Source organism: Autumnicola psychrophila (genome assembly GCF_031846645.1).
Lineage (GTDB): Bacteria > Bacteroidota > Bacteroidia > Flavobacteriales > Flavobacteriaceae > Autumnicola > Autumnicola psychrophila.
This window is the reverse complement of sequence record NZ_JAVRHN010000004.1, coordinates 15,630-32,526: the sequence shown is the minus strand read 5'-3', so window position 1 is coordinate 32,526 and position 16,897 is coordinate 15,630. Positions and strand designations below refer to the sequence as shown.

Sequence of the window (16,897 nt, the reverse complement as noted above, 5' to 3'; positions counted from 1 at the left end):
AAAATTTAAAGTACTCCCTAAGCCTCCATCGGCCAATCCCTATACTGCCCCTCAGCCTGTTCAATTACTTCCTTCAGTAAATTGTCCAGTTCTGAAAATGGCACTTTGCCGCGTAATTCCTTTTTCACTGCCAGTCGAATGGCGGCACGGGCGTCTTCTTTTTTGGTCCAGTCGAGCTGCAGGTTTTTCTTGACGGAATCCACTACTTTATGCACCAGGTCCTGGATGGGACCGGATTGGTTTAATAACTTTTCGTTGGCTGATAAGAGGTCGTAGAATGCCAGTTCATCTTCGGTTAAACCGAGTTGTTTGGTCCTGATGTCATCCTGCTGAAATTCATTCGCGATGTCCAGCAGATGCTTAATGGCGGCGATGGAATCCAGCGAGTTTCTGTGGTAGTTGCTCAGCACTTTTTCCAGCTCGTCTTTCAGCTTGCGCATCCGGCGGATGTTCTTGGGCATTCTCACTCTTATTTCGTCGTTGATGATCCTACGCAGCAATTCGACTTTGATGTTCTCGTCGCCTTTTTCCTTTACAATGGCCTGGAAGCGGTCGTCTACTATGGAAATATCGATCTTGTCCAGGTTATACATTTTTGCCAGGTCTACAATTTCCTGCGATTCCAGGGATTTGCTTATCAGGTCTTTTATCTTTTCATTCTTCTCTCTGCGCGGACCGGGAGGGAATTTGATCTTTCTGATTAGTTGCCTTATCTTCTGAATGATCGCCAGCTCTTCCTGTATTTCCCAAACACGGGGATCTGAACTCGTCATCGCCACCAGTTCCGTCAGCTTTCGCTCTTCCAGCAAAAAAGCATCGGTAACAGGATCAGATTTCAGAAGATTGTTCACCACTCCGCTGGACCATTTCATTTTGTCCATTTCGGCCATTGAATTGACTGTTTCCGCATCAAAATCACCAATCAGATCCTTCACTTTTTGAAACTGATTCAGGCAAATTTCCACCGCAGCTTCAAGATCCAAAGTCGGTTTTCCTTCCCCGCCTCCGGCGGTGTATTTTTTGGTGGCTTCGGCAAGGAAGCCGGAAATGCCTATGAAATCTACTACGAGTCCGTTGGGTTTGTCTTTAAAGACCCTGTTCACCCTTGCAATCGCCTGCATCAGGTTATGGCCTTTCATTATCTTATCCACATACATCGTATGGGCGCAGGGGGCATCAAATCCCGTGAGCCACATATCGCGAACGATCACGATTTGCAGCGGATCCTCAGGCGTGCGGAAACGCTTTTTTATGGCTTCCATCGCATCTTTGGTGCGTATATGAGGATTCCAGCCTGGCGGATCTTTGCTGATGTTTCCGGTCATTATCACGGCTATTTCAGGGCATTTTTTAAGTGCGCTAAGCGCATTGTACATTTTTACGCAGTTCTTGCGGCTCATACAAACGATCATCGCTTTGCCTTCCAGACTTTCGGTCCTGGCCTTAAAATGGGTGAGGATGTCTTTGGCAACCCTTTCTACGCGGTCAGCAGCCCCGGCGGCATCTTCTATCGCGGCCCAAACGGCATTGTTCTCCTCGTCCTCATCTTCTTCCATTTCATCCAGCTCCTTATCATATTTGGCTTTGATGTTGAGCGGAACCATTTTTGGCTCGTAATAAATGGGCACCGTGGCACCGTCTTCCACGGCCTGTTTGATATCGTAGGTGTGAATGGTGGGGCCAAATACCTGTTGGGTATCGGCATCTTTGCCATCTACGGGAGTTCCGGTGAAGCCTATAAAAGAGGCATTGGGCAAGGCGCGTCTTATGTTCTGCGCAAAGCCGCCGCTATGGAACCCGTACTGGGTGCGGTGGGCTTCATCTGCCATCACGATAAGGTTGGTACGTTCAGAAAGTACAGGGTGGGAGAGCTCTTTTCCCGAAGCCAGTTCTTTTAACCGAAATTTCTCAATGGTGGTAAAGATCACCCCGCCGCCATCGGTGCTCAGCTGGGCCCGCAGCTCATCGGTGGTAGTGGCGTGTTGTACGTGGCCCACCAGGTCTTTGCACAGCACAAAATTCTCATAGAGTTGCTGGTCCAGGTCATTGCGGTCTACCTGGATGAGGATGGTGGGATTTTTCATTTCGGGCATTTGCCGCAGGATCCCGGTAAGGATGGCCATCGAAATGCTTTTGCCAGATCCCTGCGTGTGCCAGATCACTCCCAGCCGGCCGTCACCCGTGGGTTTTATATTTTCTACCGCAGAGTCCACCGCTTTTTTGATGCCCCAGTACTGGTGATATTTTGCGCCTTTCTTGATTATTTTCCCGTTGTGGTCTTCGTGGAAAATGAAGTTTTGCAGGTAATTTAATAAGGTTTTCTTCGGAAATAATCCCTTCAGCAAGGTTTCCAGCTGAAGTTCCTGTTTCTGCTGAAGGTCATCCCCGTGTACACTTTTCCACGGAGCAAACCACTTTAGCGAAGAATTGTACATCCCGTGCAGGGTTTCCAGCCCATCTGAAACTACCGTGATGGCATTGTAATCAAACAGCTGCGGAATATCCTGAAAGTAATGCCCAATTTGCCGGTGCGCGTTTTCCACGCCCACCTCGGGATCAAACATATTCTTGAACTCAAAAACAATGAGCGGAAGTCCGTTGATGAAGACGAGCAGATCTGTGCGCCGGCTGTTCTTGCCAATGATCTTTACTTCATCTGCACATACAAAGGTGTTTTTCTCCGGCTCTTTGTAATGAATAGGGTAGAGGTGGCGGGCCTGTTCTTTGCCCGAAGCATCTTTCCAGGTAATGGAAACCCCCTGGGTCATTTTAAGATGAAAATCGCGGTTGCGGTGATCGAGATCCATTCCCTCGTGCTGCGTAAAAGCTGAAAGTGCTTCGTTAATGGCGGTTGCCGGAACACCGGGATAGGAGCTTGTTAAAAATTCCCGAAGATCCTCCTCCAAAACCACCTTTTTGAGATCCCGCTGCAGGGAATTGCCTTCTTTATAGGTGTATCCCAACTCCTTGAGGCACTCTATGGCAGCCTTTTGCACCGTGATCTCGATCATTTGTGTCATAAGACTTCAGATAAGGTTTTCTCCACGTCTTTCACGCGGACTTCCCCGCTGATGAGTTTTGGCAATAAGGTGTCGCGGAGTTGGGTTAGAGATTTGTTTTCATCTTTATTGCTTTCCATTACTTTGAAGTACCCACTCACAATTTCATTAAATTTTTCTACTTCTTGGGTAGATGGAACTAAAATTTTTATTCGTTTTAGTAATTCTGTTGTTAAACTGGGTATTGCAGAACCAACATCCATTGAAGCTAAATCCTGAGATTTTAAAAAGTAAAAAATATACTTTCCAAAATTTTGTTTTCTGAATTTAGAATAAAACATTGTGTCAACTGACCAGAAAGGTTCACTCAAATAAAACAAATTACTTAAAGTACCCTTTCGAGGGATTAAAATCGACTCCTGATCGTAGAGGAACGTATCTACATATCTCATTATACCTCCGGAACCATATACGGGAATGGTTCCCTTTTCAAGTTTTTTATGATCCTTCCCATATTTAATTTCTAATAGATCTTCCAACTTTTTAACTTCCCATCCCTTCGGAATTTCTCCAATTTCAGAACCTACAAATTCCCCATCCAAAAAAGGCCCAAAATCCACAAACAAGTGCTTGTATAAGGCCATTGCCATTTCTTCCAGGGTGTTGTTCATCTGGAGGTTGAGCTCAATCTTATCGTCTAAAGCAGAGAGGATGGAGGCGATGGATTTTTGTTCAGGTAAAGGAGGTACAGTAAATTCTACTCTCTGAAAGGTTCCAAGATTTATATTATCCTGGACAGAACCAATAGAGTGAGTTTGAATCTGCTTTTTGAAAAATTGCATTAGATACTCTACAAACTCGATATCACATTTTTCTTCGTCTGCAACAAAACCAATAATACTGTCAGGAAAACAAGCAGGGTAATTAAGAATTGCCGTTTCTGCAATGTTGGCGGCAATAGTAATACACATTGTGTTTTTGGGCCATAACTTGCTTTGTGCTAATCCAGCTTCAGAATATGTTTGTGTATGTGTATTTAACCTGTGGTTAGCAGCCTTGACATCTCCGGTTTGTATAAAGGGATATTTTCCACCATACAAGTGCGAAGCATCTCTCGGTCTGTGTTTGGATTTCCCTCTTGCTATGGAACCTAAATCTGTAAGTTTATATATTTTCCAATTTTCTGGCATTAGTTGTTGGGTTACCTTATTTTACGGATAGGTTAAGATTATTGCTTACTGCGGGCTGCAGCCTTGCTAAACAAAAAAAAGTTGAGGCATTCTAAAACCCTTGACTTTGTTACTAAACCGGCTTTTATTTTCCAGGATATATCTCGCAAAATTTAATATTGATAAATATTTATTGTTTGTGCTTTGGGTTTTTCTCCTAAATTGATCCAATCATCGAATATTATATATTTTAAAGATTCTTCAATCACAAATAGTTTTTCTCCTGATCCACGTGTTGGAACCTTTTTTATAAAAGGATAAATGGATAAATATTCCGCTCCAGCATATGAATTTGGAGCATACTCACTTTTAGAAACAGGTATAATTGCACATTTGTTCGTGTTTCCATCAACATAACCTAATTCCCACGGCATCCATTTTGAAACGGTGGCGTTGGTTGAAATCGCAAGTAATAGTGATTTGGAAATTTTCAATCTATTCTGAATTAATTTTGCAGATGCTTTTGTCACATTTGTTCTATCTAAATGAGGGTCAATTATCCAGTCAACATAGACAGAAAAACCTTGATTAGTTAATTCAATATATAAACCTTCAACTTCATCTTTGTCAAGAAAACTATGTGAAAGAAATATATCAAAGCTGGTATGAGTTTTTTTACTTTCATTTAAAATTTTACTACTCAAAAGAACAGTTTTCCTTTGTGAAAGATTTTTCAGATAACTACTTGTGTATATTGCCATTAATGGAAGGTTTAAAATGATTTACCCAACTACAAATAATTTCTTCCAGTTCAGGTGAGATTTTTCTTTGTAGTTTCTTTAAGTTGAATTCAAAAACAAATGAATTACTTATCTGGGGGTCTAATATTCCCTCACCATAGACTTTGTCTTCTTTTAATATTAATATAGGTAACCCAGCTTGATACGCCATTCCTGCTTCTATTTGAATCCATGGCGATGAACTGTATTTATGAATTAATTCCTTTGAGCTTTTAGAAAATTCTTTATCATATCCTATGAAACTATGATGTCTTTCTAAGCCAATAACTATTGCAGCAACACAAGTATCCATTATTTCTTTAATGGGTTGTAATGGACTTATAAAACTCCAATTATTCTTCCCCAAATTTGTGGGGTTTAATCCGTGTTTCCTTAGTTCAAGGTCAATTAAAGCAAGAAAGCCTTTCTGAAATCTATTATAAGGAGTGGGATGCGAAATAAAAATGTTAATATCTTTTTCCATTTAAACTAATAAGCCAGTAACCTCAAAAGAGGGTTCCTGATTAATTAAACTGTCTTCAAAACTTCTAATTTGAACTTCTTCTAATTTTAGAATTGTTGGTTTTATATTCTCATGACGATCAATAGCATTTTGAAATTTTAATTTTGTGAGTTCTTCAATCAATGAAACAGAAACTTGATAATTTTCATCCTCCTTAAAGTCAAGAAAAGGTTTGAGCGATGTTTTCTTTTCGACTAATTCAAAATCTCGAAAACCGATTTCATTAATCAAATCATCCTTCCTTAAAGGATTTATCTGCCCCATCAGGAAGCCTGCTCTATAAAGCTTACCGTCAACCTTTAAATAATAAATTACTTTCCAAAATAATATAGGGATTTTAAATATTGAACCGTCTTTAAGTCTTACCTTAAATTCAGGGTCTAATTTATCCAATACCGGACCAGTAAAAACTGAAACTTTTGCAGGCTCTGGAACTCTCCCTTTTATAATAATCGAATTTTCCAAATGTTTCCATGGGCCATTATTTAAAGAATCATGTTGGGGGGCAGCATTAGGATAAAAGAATGTACTTATTGCAGCTTTTTGTGCGTCATCTTCATCTCCATCTAAATCCCATTGCACATCTTCTCTTTTGGTCATATGACCCTTTTCAATAGTTGCTGCTTTTATTGTATTAAATTGTTTATAATCCGTTGTAGTTAATTGCTCGTTACTACTAATCCTATCATCTTTTTTAAAACTACCAACTCTGCCAACTTTCTCATATTTAATTCTGTAAATATTGCTTGCGCTAACAATTGGAACTCTTCTGCTTTTACTTTGAATTACACTGTAATGGATATAATCTAATTCATCTTTAGTGGTTTTCTTATTTAGTGCTATATCATTACTATACTCTTCGTAATTAGGCATTCCAATTACAAAGTTTTCTCCTAAAAAATGAACATCATACCCTTTCATATTTCTAAATTCTTCCTTCGCGAACTAATCTCCAGTAATGATGGCCTAAAGCGGTAAGTCTGCATGTTTTTGATTTCATTGCTGCGTCATACATGTGATCTTCATCTACAGGATTTATTAAACCTACATTACGTAATTTTTGAAGATCCTTAAAAATTAATATATTTTCTTCATCAGCATATGGCTCAACGATTTTGTGTTCATTTTCATTGGAGTTTGTGTCTTCAAATGAAGGATTCAATTGAAAGTCATCAGTTGGAGAATCAAAATATTCTATTAACTTTCTGAGTGTGCTAAGCGGAACTTGAGGAATGATACATCTTAATTTAACAAACTCGGTAACATTCGTTTTAAATACTGGCCTTTGCTCGTGTGCACCTAAAGCCTGATCTATATAGGCATATAAGCCTCCAGGAGAAATATGTCCTCTAATATCTGCCGCACCACCTTTAAGACCTTCAATAAATAGATTTGTAAAAACTCCATGACCATTTACTTCTTTTGATGGTTCATCTTCTCTTGAGGATGTAAGGATTGAAGTTCCCGTTTTTATATTTGTTATACTTCCATCTTCAACGGGTTCTGCAAAATTTCCTGATTTACAACAATCAAGAATAATAACCTTGTTCCTTATTTTTGAGTTATTGGCTAATTTTAAGATATAATTCATGTCAATTCCTTCATCATATCTTTTGTGATCAGGAGTTACTAAAAATCCGCCTAATTCATTTACATAGCCATGGCCAGCAAAATATAATAGCCCCATGTCAGCACTAACATTAAAAAAATTGGAAATTTCAGTCAATAATTCTGATTTCGTACCAACATTATAAAGGGTAGTTACTTCAAAATTAGTAGTATCATTTCCATTAACTTGTAGGAGCTCAGAAATGATTTTAGCATCATTTACAGCTCCTTTAAGAGGGTGACTTAGATAATCGTTTATTCCTATTACTAGTGCTTTTTCCATGCTAATTTATCTTAAAGACTATCGATAAAGGTACTTATGTTAGTATCTGACCACACTTTTGTGTTTACACCTACTATATTAGTTCTATCAAAAGTATAAGCCCAAATGCCTAAAACTTTCTTTCCTTCCTCTCTTGCGCATTGTATTTCCCATTTTTGACCACTTGATGTAAGAGAATTTTTACTTACAAGCACAATAACTCCGTGAGAACGTTTTATTCTGGTTCTTACTTTTTCTTTCCAATCCTTTTCATATGCCTCTCTCACTGACATATCTATGAATTCAAATGGTGCTCTTGGATGAAGAGATTGTCCTTTTAGAAAATTTCTTTGAATTTCGTCTTCAATTGCGAAAGCAATAAATACAACTCTTTTGTCTGCCATAATACTTGGTTTTATTAGTAGAAATTATTTATAAATCATTTATGAATTTTTCTAAATTATTCCAGTTCCATTCAATTACTTTTTTGCCTTTCAATTCTGTTGGAATTGCTCCTTTGTTGTTTTTAAAAATGTGCATTCCTATAATATTTACTCCTTCCTCTCTAGCACATTTGATTTCCCATCTTGCACCTCCAGCAAGGTGGGTTTTTTTACTTAACAGCGCGATTACACCGTCACATCTCTTTATTTTTGTTCTACATCTCTTCTTCCATTCACTTTGTTTCCAAGCTTTTTTTGCTGACATATCGATAAAGTAAAATGGTGAATTTTTCCGTTTTGCTTGTTCGACTAAATAATTTCTATATTCAATATCCTCAATCGCAAAACTTATAAAAACTTTTTTGCGCCTCTCATTGTTGGTTTCTTCGACTCCAAACAGCCATTCTAAAAGTCCCATCTATTCTTATTCCTCATCAATGAACTCGGTTTTTTGTGCGATGACTAAAGGTTTTAAGGCCCCATGATATTCCATAGTGCAGACGAAACCGATAGCATCTTCTAGGTTATCTCCATCATAGAACATATCATTTTCACCAGGTATCATTGCTTTAATTTTATACTTAAAGACCGATGGATGTCCGATGCTATTCCATTCCATTTCATAATCTATAAATTCTCTGAAAAAGTTGTTTACCCGTTGCAATTTTTCGTTTTCTTCGTCTCCTTCTGCAATTATTTTTATTTCGTATTCATTAGATATTGGCATTCCATATTTTTCATAGAATAAACCTTTAAAATTTTTTACGTGTAATCTTTCAATGTCATTATAGCTAAAATTTACTTCGAATGATTTTCCATTGTCTATACTGAAAACCCTTTCCTTCCAATTGCTTTTACGCATAATTGATCTTACTGCTTTTGCAGTCATTTCTTGCTGCAAATCATCATTTTCATTCAGAATTCCAATTGCATCTCTGATCTCTTGGTCAATCTTTGAATATAAACCAATGTTGCAGTCATAGCAAGCTGGAACAGTAAGCAAATGTTGCTTGTATTCACAGGGATAGGTGTTGAATAAATTTTTCGCAGGAATGTGTTCAACGTGATTAGTTTCATCAGTTAATTCTTTCCCACAGTTATAACAATTCATAAAGTTTCTTTTAATGCTGCATAACAATCGCAAAATGTATCCTTGATTCCTTCTATGGTTTATTTGCACCAGCTATGGTCATTTTCTTACGTTTAAACTATTTTCTCAAAATTGGCTTTAATCCTTTCCTTTAATTCTTCCCCTTTATCGAATTGCTCTAACAACTGTGCCTTTAGGCTCTCCATCTTTTCTTCAAAAGGGATTCCGTCATCTTCTTCGGCTTCGGTGCCTACATAAATCCCAGGGGTGAGTTTGTAATCCTGTTTTTGAACTTCGGCTATTGTTGCTGCTTTAGAAAAACCTTCGATGTCCTGGTAGGTCTCGACTCCGCTCGACCTGACATCCTCGCTCAGGGTGACATCCTGGACATTACGCCACTTGTGGTAGGTTTCTGCAATTCTATTAATATCATCATCACTAAAAACCCGCAGTTTTCTGCTGGCCATTGTGCCCATTTTAGAGGCGTCCAGGAACAGGATCTCGTTGTTTCGCTCGCGGTGGATGCCGTCTTTGCCGTCGCGGTTCTTGCTCAGGATAAAAAGGCAGGCGGGGATCCCGGTGGTGAGGAACAGCTTATCGGGCAGGCGAACAATGGCATCTATCATAGCATTGTCTACCATATGCTGCCGCACGTTTTTTTCTCCCTTGTTGTTGGAGGTCATCGCGCCGTTTGCCATTACAATTCCGGCAGTTCCGGTGTCGCTTAAATGGTGCCAGAAGGTTTGCATCCACATATAATTGGCGCTGCCATCTGTAGTGAATTCTTCCTTGGGGCCAAATAACCGGGGATCGCCATCGGGCAGATCTTCAGGATGCCAATTGCTCACATTAAATGGCGGATTGGCAATAATATAGTCGGCTTTCAGGTTAGGGAATTTGTCATCGAGCAAGGAATTCCCCAGTTTAATATCAAAAGAAAGGTCCCGCAGCATCAGGTTCATCAGGCACAAGCGCAAAGTTTGTGCGGTCATTTCCTGCCCGTAGATCGCGATGTCTTTTTTGTTTCCGCCGTGTTCTTTGATGAACTTTAAGCTCTGCACAAACATACCGCCACTCCCGCAAGCCGGATCAAAGATCCGCCCCTTGTAAGGTTCCAGCAACTCCACCAGCAGCCTTACAATACTGCCGGGCGTAAAGAATTGCCCCGCACCCGAACCTTCAGCCATTGCAAATCGGCCAATATAATATTCATAAATACGACCCAGGATATCACTTTCGGGATTTTCCTTTTCAGAAAATTTAGGGTGTGAAAGCAGGTTGATAATTCCGCCGGTTTGTTTTGGGGATAGTTCACTCCGCACAAAGATCCGCGGCAAAATATTCACCAGCTGGGGGTTGTAGCCTGTCAAAAGTTCCTGGATCACATCAAAGGCATCATCAACTTTCACCTTGATATCATCTTGCTCGGCATTGTCCTTCAAATATTGCCAGGAAGCGGTTTCCGGAATTTTAAAGGTATTCCGGGAACGGTATTCATCCCGGTCTTCCAGGACGTAATTGATCTCTTCCTTATCTGTAGTGTAATAATCAGACTTTGGATCATTAAGCTGCTCCTTCAATTTCTCGCGCACCACCTCATAGCGTTCGCTAAGGTGCTTTACGAAAACAAGGGGAAGGATGTAGTTTTTATAGTTATTCTCAGATACCGCGCCGCGTAATTCGTTCGCCGCATCCCAGAGTTCTTTTTCAAAATCAATGTCTGCTTTTGCCATTAAATGGGGTAAATAGGTTGTTTATGGAAATCAGGTTCGTGTAGGGAAGAATCTGAAGGGGAAAGTTAGTTAATTTTTTTAACATGTAGGAAATTTTTAATAGCCTTTTGTAGGAGTAAAAAATTTCCCTTTTAAAATAAAAGAAAGAGTAAAGGTATGGTTTCGGGAAACCTTAAGCTTTGAACCAGACCTGGCTATAAATTAGATTCCTGTTTTTTCCTATCTTTAAACGATCTGGATGAACAATAGGCTGTACTTGAGACATGACTGCTTTAAGGTCGAGCCCCTTTTTTCTACCAAATTGTCCTGATCTGGAAAAGTTCAAGAGTAGAGGTGCGTCTTTTTAATTTCCTGATTGAGTCTAGTGAGCAAACTATACATAACAGGGAATTTCAACAAATTTATTATCATAAATTACTATTTGATCAAACGAACGTCAATTTCAAAAGGATATGTTTTTCTGATTTTAACTTTGCCGGCATCCGGATGATTCACATTGATTAGATAGTTCATTTCATTCGGATTTACCGCACTGGACACCTCGAGAATTAAATGCTTATTTTGTTCTATCCAATTTTTTCCAAACATTTTTAGCTTATCCGGTGCCGGATATTTATTCCAGTTTTTTGGAAGATCTGTCAGTTTTAATTTCTGAATACTTTCATCTGGAATTTCTAATTCTGCTATATACAAGTCATCCGGCAATAGGTCAAAATCCACATGAACTAATTTTTCCAAAATTGCCAGGGATGAAGTTGCAGCACAATAGATCACGGGATAACCCTTCGGATTCCATCGACCACCAGTTAACTTAGCTCCGGTACCACTTAAATCCTTGATCCATTTTTTCTTTGTAATTCTATAGACTATCATGAGAATACACCATGCTCTATTCGAAGCAATTCATCCATAACCAGGTCAATACCAATACTGGTTTCAATCAAATCCAGAGGGTTAGAGTTTCCCAGAGATTTATTAGGTCTATTTAACCATGCAAGAAATTTTTCTTTATCATTGAATACATCGATCCCTTTATAAAAAAGACGTGTCAGTTCAATTAGCCGTTCTGAAGAATTAATGTCCATCGGCTTATCTGGTGACTTTCTTTGTAAGGTTCTTTCAGAAACATGAATAAGCCTGGAAACCTGTTTTTGGGTAAGGTTAGAATGTTTAATAAATGAATTCACAGAATTTCTGTGCAACCCATCTTTTAATACTTTTAGATATGCAAAAGAGGAGTTTCCTTTAAATAATGAAAGAGATTCAAGATCGAGCCATTTTGCTACTGTTTCTCTTTCTTTTTTGTGATCAACTGTGAGAACCATAATTACCGCCATTTTACACAAATATACTGACAAATGTCGTAAGTTCCTATTTATACATGTAGTAGAAATCTCAGCTTGTTCATTAAAAGCTCATAAGCAATGGAAGTATAACCTGTATTTTAAAGATAAAGAATCCAATTTATTGCCCCATATCTACCATAACCTGCGCCGGATCCTATGCTGTTTTTATAGCGTACGGGAAGTTAAGCGTTAAGTAAAAACAGCATAGGGCGCATCCTACTTATATTACAAAACCAGTAAATTTCAGCCTGTTTTCAAGGTCTTTCAGGCGATTTACTGGAAATCTCTCCTCATTCACCACTTATTTTTAAAAGTCTGATCTATTCTACTCAAGGTTTTGCCGCAAATTTTAATGGTTTTACTGAGGGTTTCAGGCCATTTGCCGCAAATTTACTAATTTTTGCACCAGGACATTTGTCATTACAAACTCTGGTATCCACTCTCTAGCCACTTGCAGTATGCCTCGTGGATTTCCGGATATGCTGCGAAATATTCATCGTATCGCTTATTTTCAGATTCCATGATCATCTGGTAGATTTCAAAATTTTGCTCTGTTTGTTTATTGGAGGTGTAACTAAAGTACCCTATTAAACTTAAAGCAAGTATTCCCATAATACCTAAAAGGATCAACAGATAATTTGGTATCAGCCTGGCATTCTTTAGTTTCTTATCGATGCCTTTTAGAATTTCATCCCTTTCCTGGCTTTCCGTTTCCTGTTTTTTCAGAAAAGTGTTTAGGTCCTTTTCCAGAGCTTCGGTTGTAATTGGGATGCTGAGACTAAATAGTTTATCCGAAAGCCGTTGAAGTTCCACAATAGTAGTTTTGAAATCAGCCATCTCGTCGGCCATCAGTTCCATAATTTCATCTAGTTTTTTCATTGCTTAAAAATTTTAAATCATATTCCTATACCTGTATCCAGTGCTTTCAGAGCTCCCTTTATAAGTTCTTTGGCTATTCTGGTGGTTAGATTTGTACTTAACTGTACTGTTTTGTTCATTATCAGCAGGCTTTTTGGAGCTTCCTTTAATCTGGTAAAACTCCTGTTTTGAGAAATTTGCGCAATTAATCTATTGCCGCTCATTGACCGGTGAACCTCACTTGCTTTGAGATTTACTCCTTTGTATTCCACACGGAACCCCTGCAGTTGATTAGATTTATTGATAGTGGGAATCACTTCCACCTTATGAGCTTTCATTTTGCTCATATATTCATCCAGGGACTTTGGCCTTGTTTGGAGCACCCGGTCATTTAGAATTTTGATTTCCTGTCGAAGGTTTTTTAATTCCCGGAGTTTTTCCTGTTGTTTTTCCCGCGCTCTGGTAAGCCCTAATTCTTTTGCTACATTGTCTGCAGCCATCTGGCTTCGTTTCCCGATAAAGCTGTCATTATAGGCCTTTCCATCAAAACTAATCCTATTGGTATAGATATGAATATGGGTATGCGCTTTATCCCGGTGAACAAATCCAATGGATTGATTGTTTTGCAGGTTCATCTCCTTTAAAAACTTTTTAGCGATTTCTTCCAGGTCTTTTTTGGTTAAATCTCTTCCGTCCTCAATCGATGGGCTTACTATAAAGCTTAAGGTGTTGTTGTGGCAACGCTCATTTTGGGACTGGATAATTTTGAACTCTTCAGTTATCTCAGCGGGAGTATCTCCGGCCAAATGTTCTTTCAGCACTACTTCAGCCTCTTTCTCCTGGTTCCAGCCATAGGATATGGATACTTTTGTGCTGGAAATTGAATGTCCTTTCCCTATCATTTTTTGAAATTTTTTAAATGGTTCCTGATTTCTTCCGCCAGCTTTTCCACCGTTGCAGCTAATTGCGGGTCCCGCTTTTTAAACATGCTGCTGATCCGTGCAAAGTTATTTTTGTATTGCACCAACATCCGGTAGTACTCCAGCTGTTCCGGAGTAATCCGTTCTACAATATTTCTTTCAAAAGCAGTGGAACGGAGATATTCTGAAAGGGAAATTCCTGCCCTAACTGCTCTTTTTTTCAGCAGCTTTTTCTCGTAAATCGAGCAACGGATCTGGATGTATTCCCTTTTCATTTTTTTCTTTTAAAGTCTTTGCAACCTCCGGGCGTAAAGCAAGAATGTCATGACAATGACACATCTTGCTTTACCATTTCAACTGAAATTCTCCGATAGGTATTTACTATTTACCAATTCGCTCATTTTTCTTTGACTTGATACACATTTTTTGTTGCTGCTCCTGTGAGTTAGTAAGAAGTTCTTTCCATTCAGGCTGTTGAACTTTATTGTGTATTTCCTTACTTTTTCCAACATCCTTCACTCTGCAATTTTTCATTTAGATCTTTATATGCCCCATACAAATCACTACAATCCGTAACATTATCAAAAAGGTTTAAAAGTGAAGTGGCTGCTTTTTTTCCTGCCGAATCATTATCCAAATAGATCAGAACCTTGTCATATTTAGGTATGAGCATTTTAATCCTATCCAGAAAAGCCAGAGAATTTAAAATGATATAATCTGAGTTTTGTACTAAGTCTTCATCTATGGTAGCCACGGAAAGAAAATCAAACATCCCTTCTGTAATCAGTAGATTTTTAGCCCCTCTTTCGAAAGAAGAATAGGTTTTTGGGCTACTGGAGGTTTTATAGTATCTATTTCTCAGCTCCCATCCTCCCTTATAATTTTGCAGACCAATAGCAAAAAATCGTTTTCCTTTAAATCCATACCAAACCTGTCTACAGTATTTCCTACCGATCTCAAAAGGTATATTCCGAAAATTTAAATAGTCAATTAAAGCATGTAGCTGAATAATTTGAACGTCTAATATTTGGATTTCTGGTTCTTTGGAAAGATGCGTAACATCCGGCGGGCTGAAAGAAAAAGATTCTATATCGTGTTCTAAAAATTCCAGAGCCTCCCTTGCGGACCAGGATTTCATTACCATAATAAGATCTATGGTATTACCTCCTATTCCTAATCCGAAGTCAAACCACAAGTTTTTGATCAAAGAGACGCTAAAAGAGGCTTGAGTTTCTGTCCGTAAGGGACTCAGAAACCAAGCTTCTTTTTCCGATTTTCTGGTGGGGTAGTGCCCTAATTTTGCGAGTATTTTCACGATGCAAATATTACGGGCGCTTCTCCACGATAACTGATTTAATTCCATTTTTTCTATTTTTTAATTACCTATTTACCCAGCCCCTATGAATGCTGGCTTTTCTTTCTTTTTTAGCTATTTTTTCTATTTACCTAATTACCCGGGGGTAGTTATGGGTAAATAGTTTAATAAATCTATTTACCACACCTTAAGTTACTGTTCATCAGTGTTCAAGCTCATTGGGGTAATTAGGTAAATACTTTTTATAAAAGTTCTAAAGGAGAGGACTTAAACCTTTTTTTAATCAGATAACCGTAAATCCGATTTTGAGGGGATTTTATTCTTTCATAGCCCAAAGCCTTTAAAGCCCTTCCCATGTAGTACATGTTCAGGCGGGGATTAATACAGGCTAATTGAACAACCAAATCTGAAGCGGTTTTAAAATCAGCAGGATTGGAACTTTGTGAGTAATATTTGCATAGCAGCTCTTCTTCCATGGTAGTTTCCCGGTAAGTTTTGTTCCTTTCTTCGTTTTCAGCTATGTCCTTTAAAGTAAGTTCCGGATAGAAGTTTTCATCTATGTAAGCGAGGTAATAGGCCTGGGACCAGACTTTATTAATATCTATTTCCCTGGAATAGGAAAAGTTAATGGTGCTTTCCAGTTCGAAGCATAACCAGCGTACAGAACCGGTTTCATCATTGAGAAAAGTTGCACGATTTGTAGAGCCGATAAAACTACAGGTTCTGTACAGCGTGGAATTTTTACGATCATAAGGTAACCGCTCATTGATCATCGTTTTGGAGAAATAGGCCTTCAGTGCATTTATTTCTTTTTTTGCCAGAATAGATAGCTCGTCCAGGTTGATTAGGAAATTTTTTGTTAGCTGAATCCTTGCATCTTTATCGGTGGTCATATCCTCAGCAAAGTATTTCGATAGGGCAGGAGGGCAAAGGAACCTGCACCAGGTTGATTTCCCTGAATTCTGATGCGGGTGAACAAGAACCAGACATTGTTTATTAAAGTATTCCTTTTCAAGTGCACACCTTACCGCACGCACCAGCCATTTCTTAAAGTGGTACTGGAATAGTAAAGGTTCCTTTAATGGTAGGTATGATGCCAATGCCTTTATATTATCCTCTCCGTGCCAATGAGGTAAAGACCGAAAATATTCCTCAATGGGATTAAACTTTGGAACATATTGGGACCTTAAATAGATTTCCAGTTTGGCAGGGTTGACCTGAATATTAGACTGATCCAGTTCAATTAAAAAGGAGTTCACATCCAATATTTCCCATTTGTTTTCATCCTTAAATGAAATCTGAAATTCATGTCCTAATTCATCGTACCGAAGATCATATTTCTCTGATGCATATTCACAAATAAAGTCATAGACAGTTTTCTTTTTCTGTTCCTTAACCCCATACATTTTTTCCTCGTTACCGGACATAACAAAAAGTTTAGATTAGAAGAATCTTTTCTTGTTCCTGAAGGTGTAGTTTAATGCTTCAGTCTTTAATTCACCAGCTGATTTTTTTGAATTGGAAAGAAGCCAGTGATCCAGTTTTTCCCGGGAGAAGTAGATCATTTTACCCCTGGGTTTTGAAAAAGGAATTTCTCCTTTAGCTGTCAGCTTGTAGAGGTAACTCCGGGAGATCCCCGTATATTCACTTGCTTCCTCCAAAGACATGACGGTTTTACTTGCCCGTAATAGCTTCTCAATACGATCCAGTTGTTCCAGAATTTTAATTGTGTCCATAATTAAATTGTTTAAGGTTGATACTGAAAAAAGCGCTTTGGCTTTTCGGTTCATGGAGCTAAACTAGGAAGGGAAATAATGAAGAATGTATGCTTTAGATACATGGTATGTAAAAT

At 38.6% G+C, this 16,897-nt stretch carries 18 protein-coding genes; all 18 read right to left on the bottom strand.

Features of this window, described 5'->3' with window-relative positions; genetic code table 11:
- Positions 1 to 17: 17 nt before the first annotated feature.
- Complete coding sequence (locus tag RM541_RS06040) at positions 18 to 3,020, bottom strand: type I restriction endonuclease subunit R (RefSeq protein ID WP_311499324.1); 3,003 nt, start codon at positions 3,018 to 3,020, stop codon at positions 18 to 20.
- The gene (locus RM541_RS06035; protein WP_311499323.1) at positions 3,017 to 4,189 is read right to left on the bottom strand and encodes a restriction endonuclease subunit S; all 1,173 of its coding nucleotides are present in this window, start codon (positions 4,187 to 4,189) and stop codon (positions 3,017 to 3,019) included. The genes RM541_RS06040 and RM541_RS06035 overlap by 4 nt, the downstream gene beginning before the upstream one ends.
- Before the next feature lie 152 nt (positions 4,190 to 4,341).
- The gene (locus tag RM541_RS06030; protein WP_311499322.1) at positions 4,342 to 4,929 is read right to left on the bottom strand and encodes a toll/interleukin-1 receptor domain-containing protein; all 588 of its coding nucleotides are present in this window, start codon (positions 4,927 to 4,929) and stop codon (positions 4,342 to 4,344) included.
- Positions 4,910 to 5,431, bottom strand: a complete 522-nt coding sequence (locus RM541_RS06025) for a hypothetical protein (RefSeq protein ID WP_311499321.1) — start codon at positions 5,429 to 5,431, stop codon at positions 4,910 to 4,912. The genes RM541_RS06030 and RM541_RS06025 overlap by 20 nt, the downstream gene beginning before the upstream one ends.
- On the bottom strand, positions 5,432 to 6,391 hold the full coding sequence (locus tag RM541_RS06020; RefSeq protein ID WP_311499320.1) for a DNA/RNA non-specific endonuclease: 960 nt from the start codon (positions 6,389 to 6,391) through the stop codon (positions 5,432 to 5,434). It abuts the gene before it with no gap.
- Positions 6,392 to 6,395: 4 nt separating this feature from the next.
- A complete protein-coding gene (locus RM541_RS06015) occupies positions 6,396 to 7,361 on the bottom strand; it encodes a caspase family protein (RefSeq protein WP_311499319.1) in 966 nt (321 codons plus the stop codon).
- An 11-nt stretch (positions 7,362 to 7,372) separates the two neighbouring features.
- Positions 7,373 to 7,744 carry a TIR domain-containing protein gene (locus RM541_RS06010; RefSeq protein ID WP_311499318.1) on the bottom strand — a complete coding sequence of 124 codons (372 nt, stop codon included), beginning with the start codon at positions 7,742 to 7,744 and terminating at the stop codon, positions 7,373 to 7,375.
- A gap of 28 nt (positions 7,745 to 7,772) precedes the next feature.
- Positions 7,773 to 8,201, bottom strand: coding sequence for a TIR domain-containing protein (locus RM541_RS06005; RefSeq protein WP_311499317.1), 429 nt, complete (start codon positions 8,199 to 8,201; stop codon positions 7,773 to 7,775).
- Between the two features lie 6 nt (positions 8,202 to 8,207).
- Positions 8,208 to 8,894 (bottom strand): hypothetical protein, encoded by a 687-nt coding sequence (locus RM541_RS06000; protein ID WP_311499316.1) that lies wholly within the window; start codon positions 8,892 to 8,894, stop codon positions 8,208 to 8,210.
- Positions 8,895 to 8,986: 92 nt separating this feature from the next.
- Positions 8,987 to 10,606: a type I restriction-modification system subunit M gene (locus RM541_RS05995; RefSeq protein WP_311499315.1), complete on the bottom strand. Its 1,620-nt coding sequence runs from the start codon at positions 10,604 to 10,606 to the stop codon at positions 8,987 to 8,989.
- 417 nt (positions 10,607 to 11,023) lie between these two features.
- On the bottom strand, positions 11,024 to 11,479 hold the full coding sequence (locus tag RM541_RS05990) for an RES family NAD+ phosphorylase (protein ID WP_311499314.1): 456 nt from the start codon (positions 11,477 to 11,479) through the stop codon (positions 11,024 to 11,026).
- Entirely contained in the window at positions 11,476 to 11,931 is a 456-nt protein-coding gene (locus RM541_RS05985; RefSeq protein WP_311496416.1) for an Xre family toxin-antitoxin system antitoxin, read from the bottom strand. Before RM541_RS05985 ends, RM541_RS05990 begins: the two co-directional genes overlap by 4 nt.
- Positions 11,932 to 12,372: 441 nt before the next feature.
- Positions 12,373 to 12,831: a DUF6730 family protein gene (locus RM541_RS05980; protein WP_311499313.1), complete on the bottom strand. Its 459-nt coding sequence runs from the start codon at positions 12,829 to 12,831 to the stop codon at positions 12,373 to 12,375.
- 17 nt (positions 12,832 to 12,848) lie between these two features.
- The gene (locus RM541_RS05975; protein WP_311499312.1) at positions 12,849 to 13,712 is read right to left on the bottom strand and encodes a relaxase/mobilization nuclease domain-containing protein; all 864 of its coding nucleotides are present in this window, start codon (positions 13,710 to 13,712) and stop codon (positions 12,849 to 12,851) included.
- Positions 13,709 to 14,005: a mobilization protein MbpA gene (gene mbpA / locus RM541_RS05970; protein ID WP_311499311.1), complete on the bottom strand. Its 297-nt coding sequence runs from the start codon at positions 14,003 to 14,005 to the stop codon at positions 13,709 to 13,711. Before mbpA ends, RM541_RS05975 begins: the two co-directional genes overlap by 4 nt.
- Before the next feature lie 221 nt (positions 14,006 to 14,226).
- Entirely contained in the window at positions 14,227 to 15,093 is an 867-nt protein-coding gene (locus RM541_RS05965) for a DUF8464 domain-containing protein (protein ID WP_311499310.1), read from the bottom strand.
- A 194-nt stretch (positions 15,094 to 15,287) separates the two neighbouring features.
- The gene (locus RM541_RS05960; RefSeq protein ID WP_311499309.1) at positions 15,288 to 16,472 is read right to left on the bottom strand and encodes a VapE domain-containing protein; all 1,185 of its coding nucleotides are present in this window, start codon (positions 16,470 to 16,472) and stop codon (positions 15,288 to 15,290) included.
- 15 nt (positions 16,473 to 16,487) lie between these two features.
- Positions 16,488 to 16,781, bottom strand: coding sequence for a helix-turn-helix domain-containing protein (locus tag RM541_RS05955; RefSeq protein ID WP_311499308.1), 294 nt, complete (start codon positions 16,779 to 16,781; stop codon positions 16,488 to 16,490).
- Between the last annotated feature and the right edge of the window lie 116 nt (positions 16,782 to 16,897).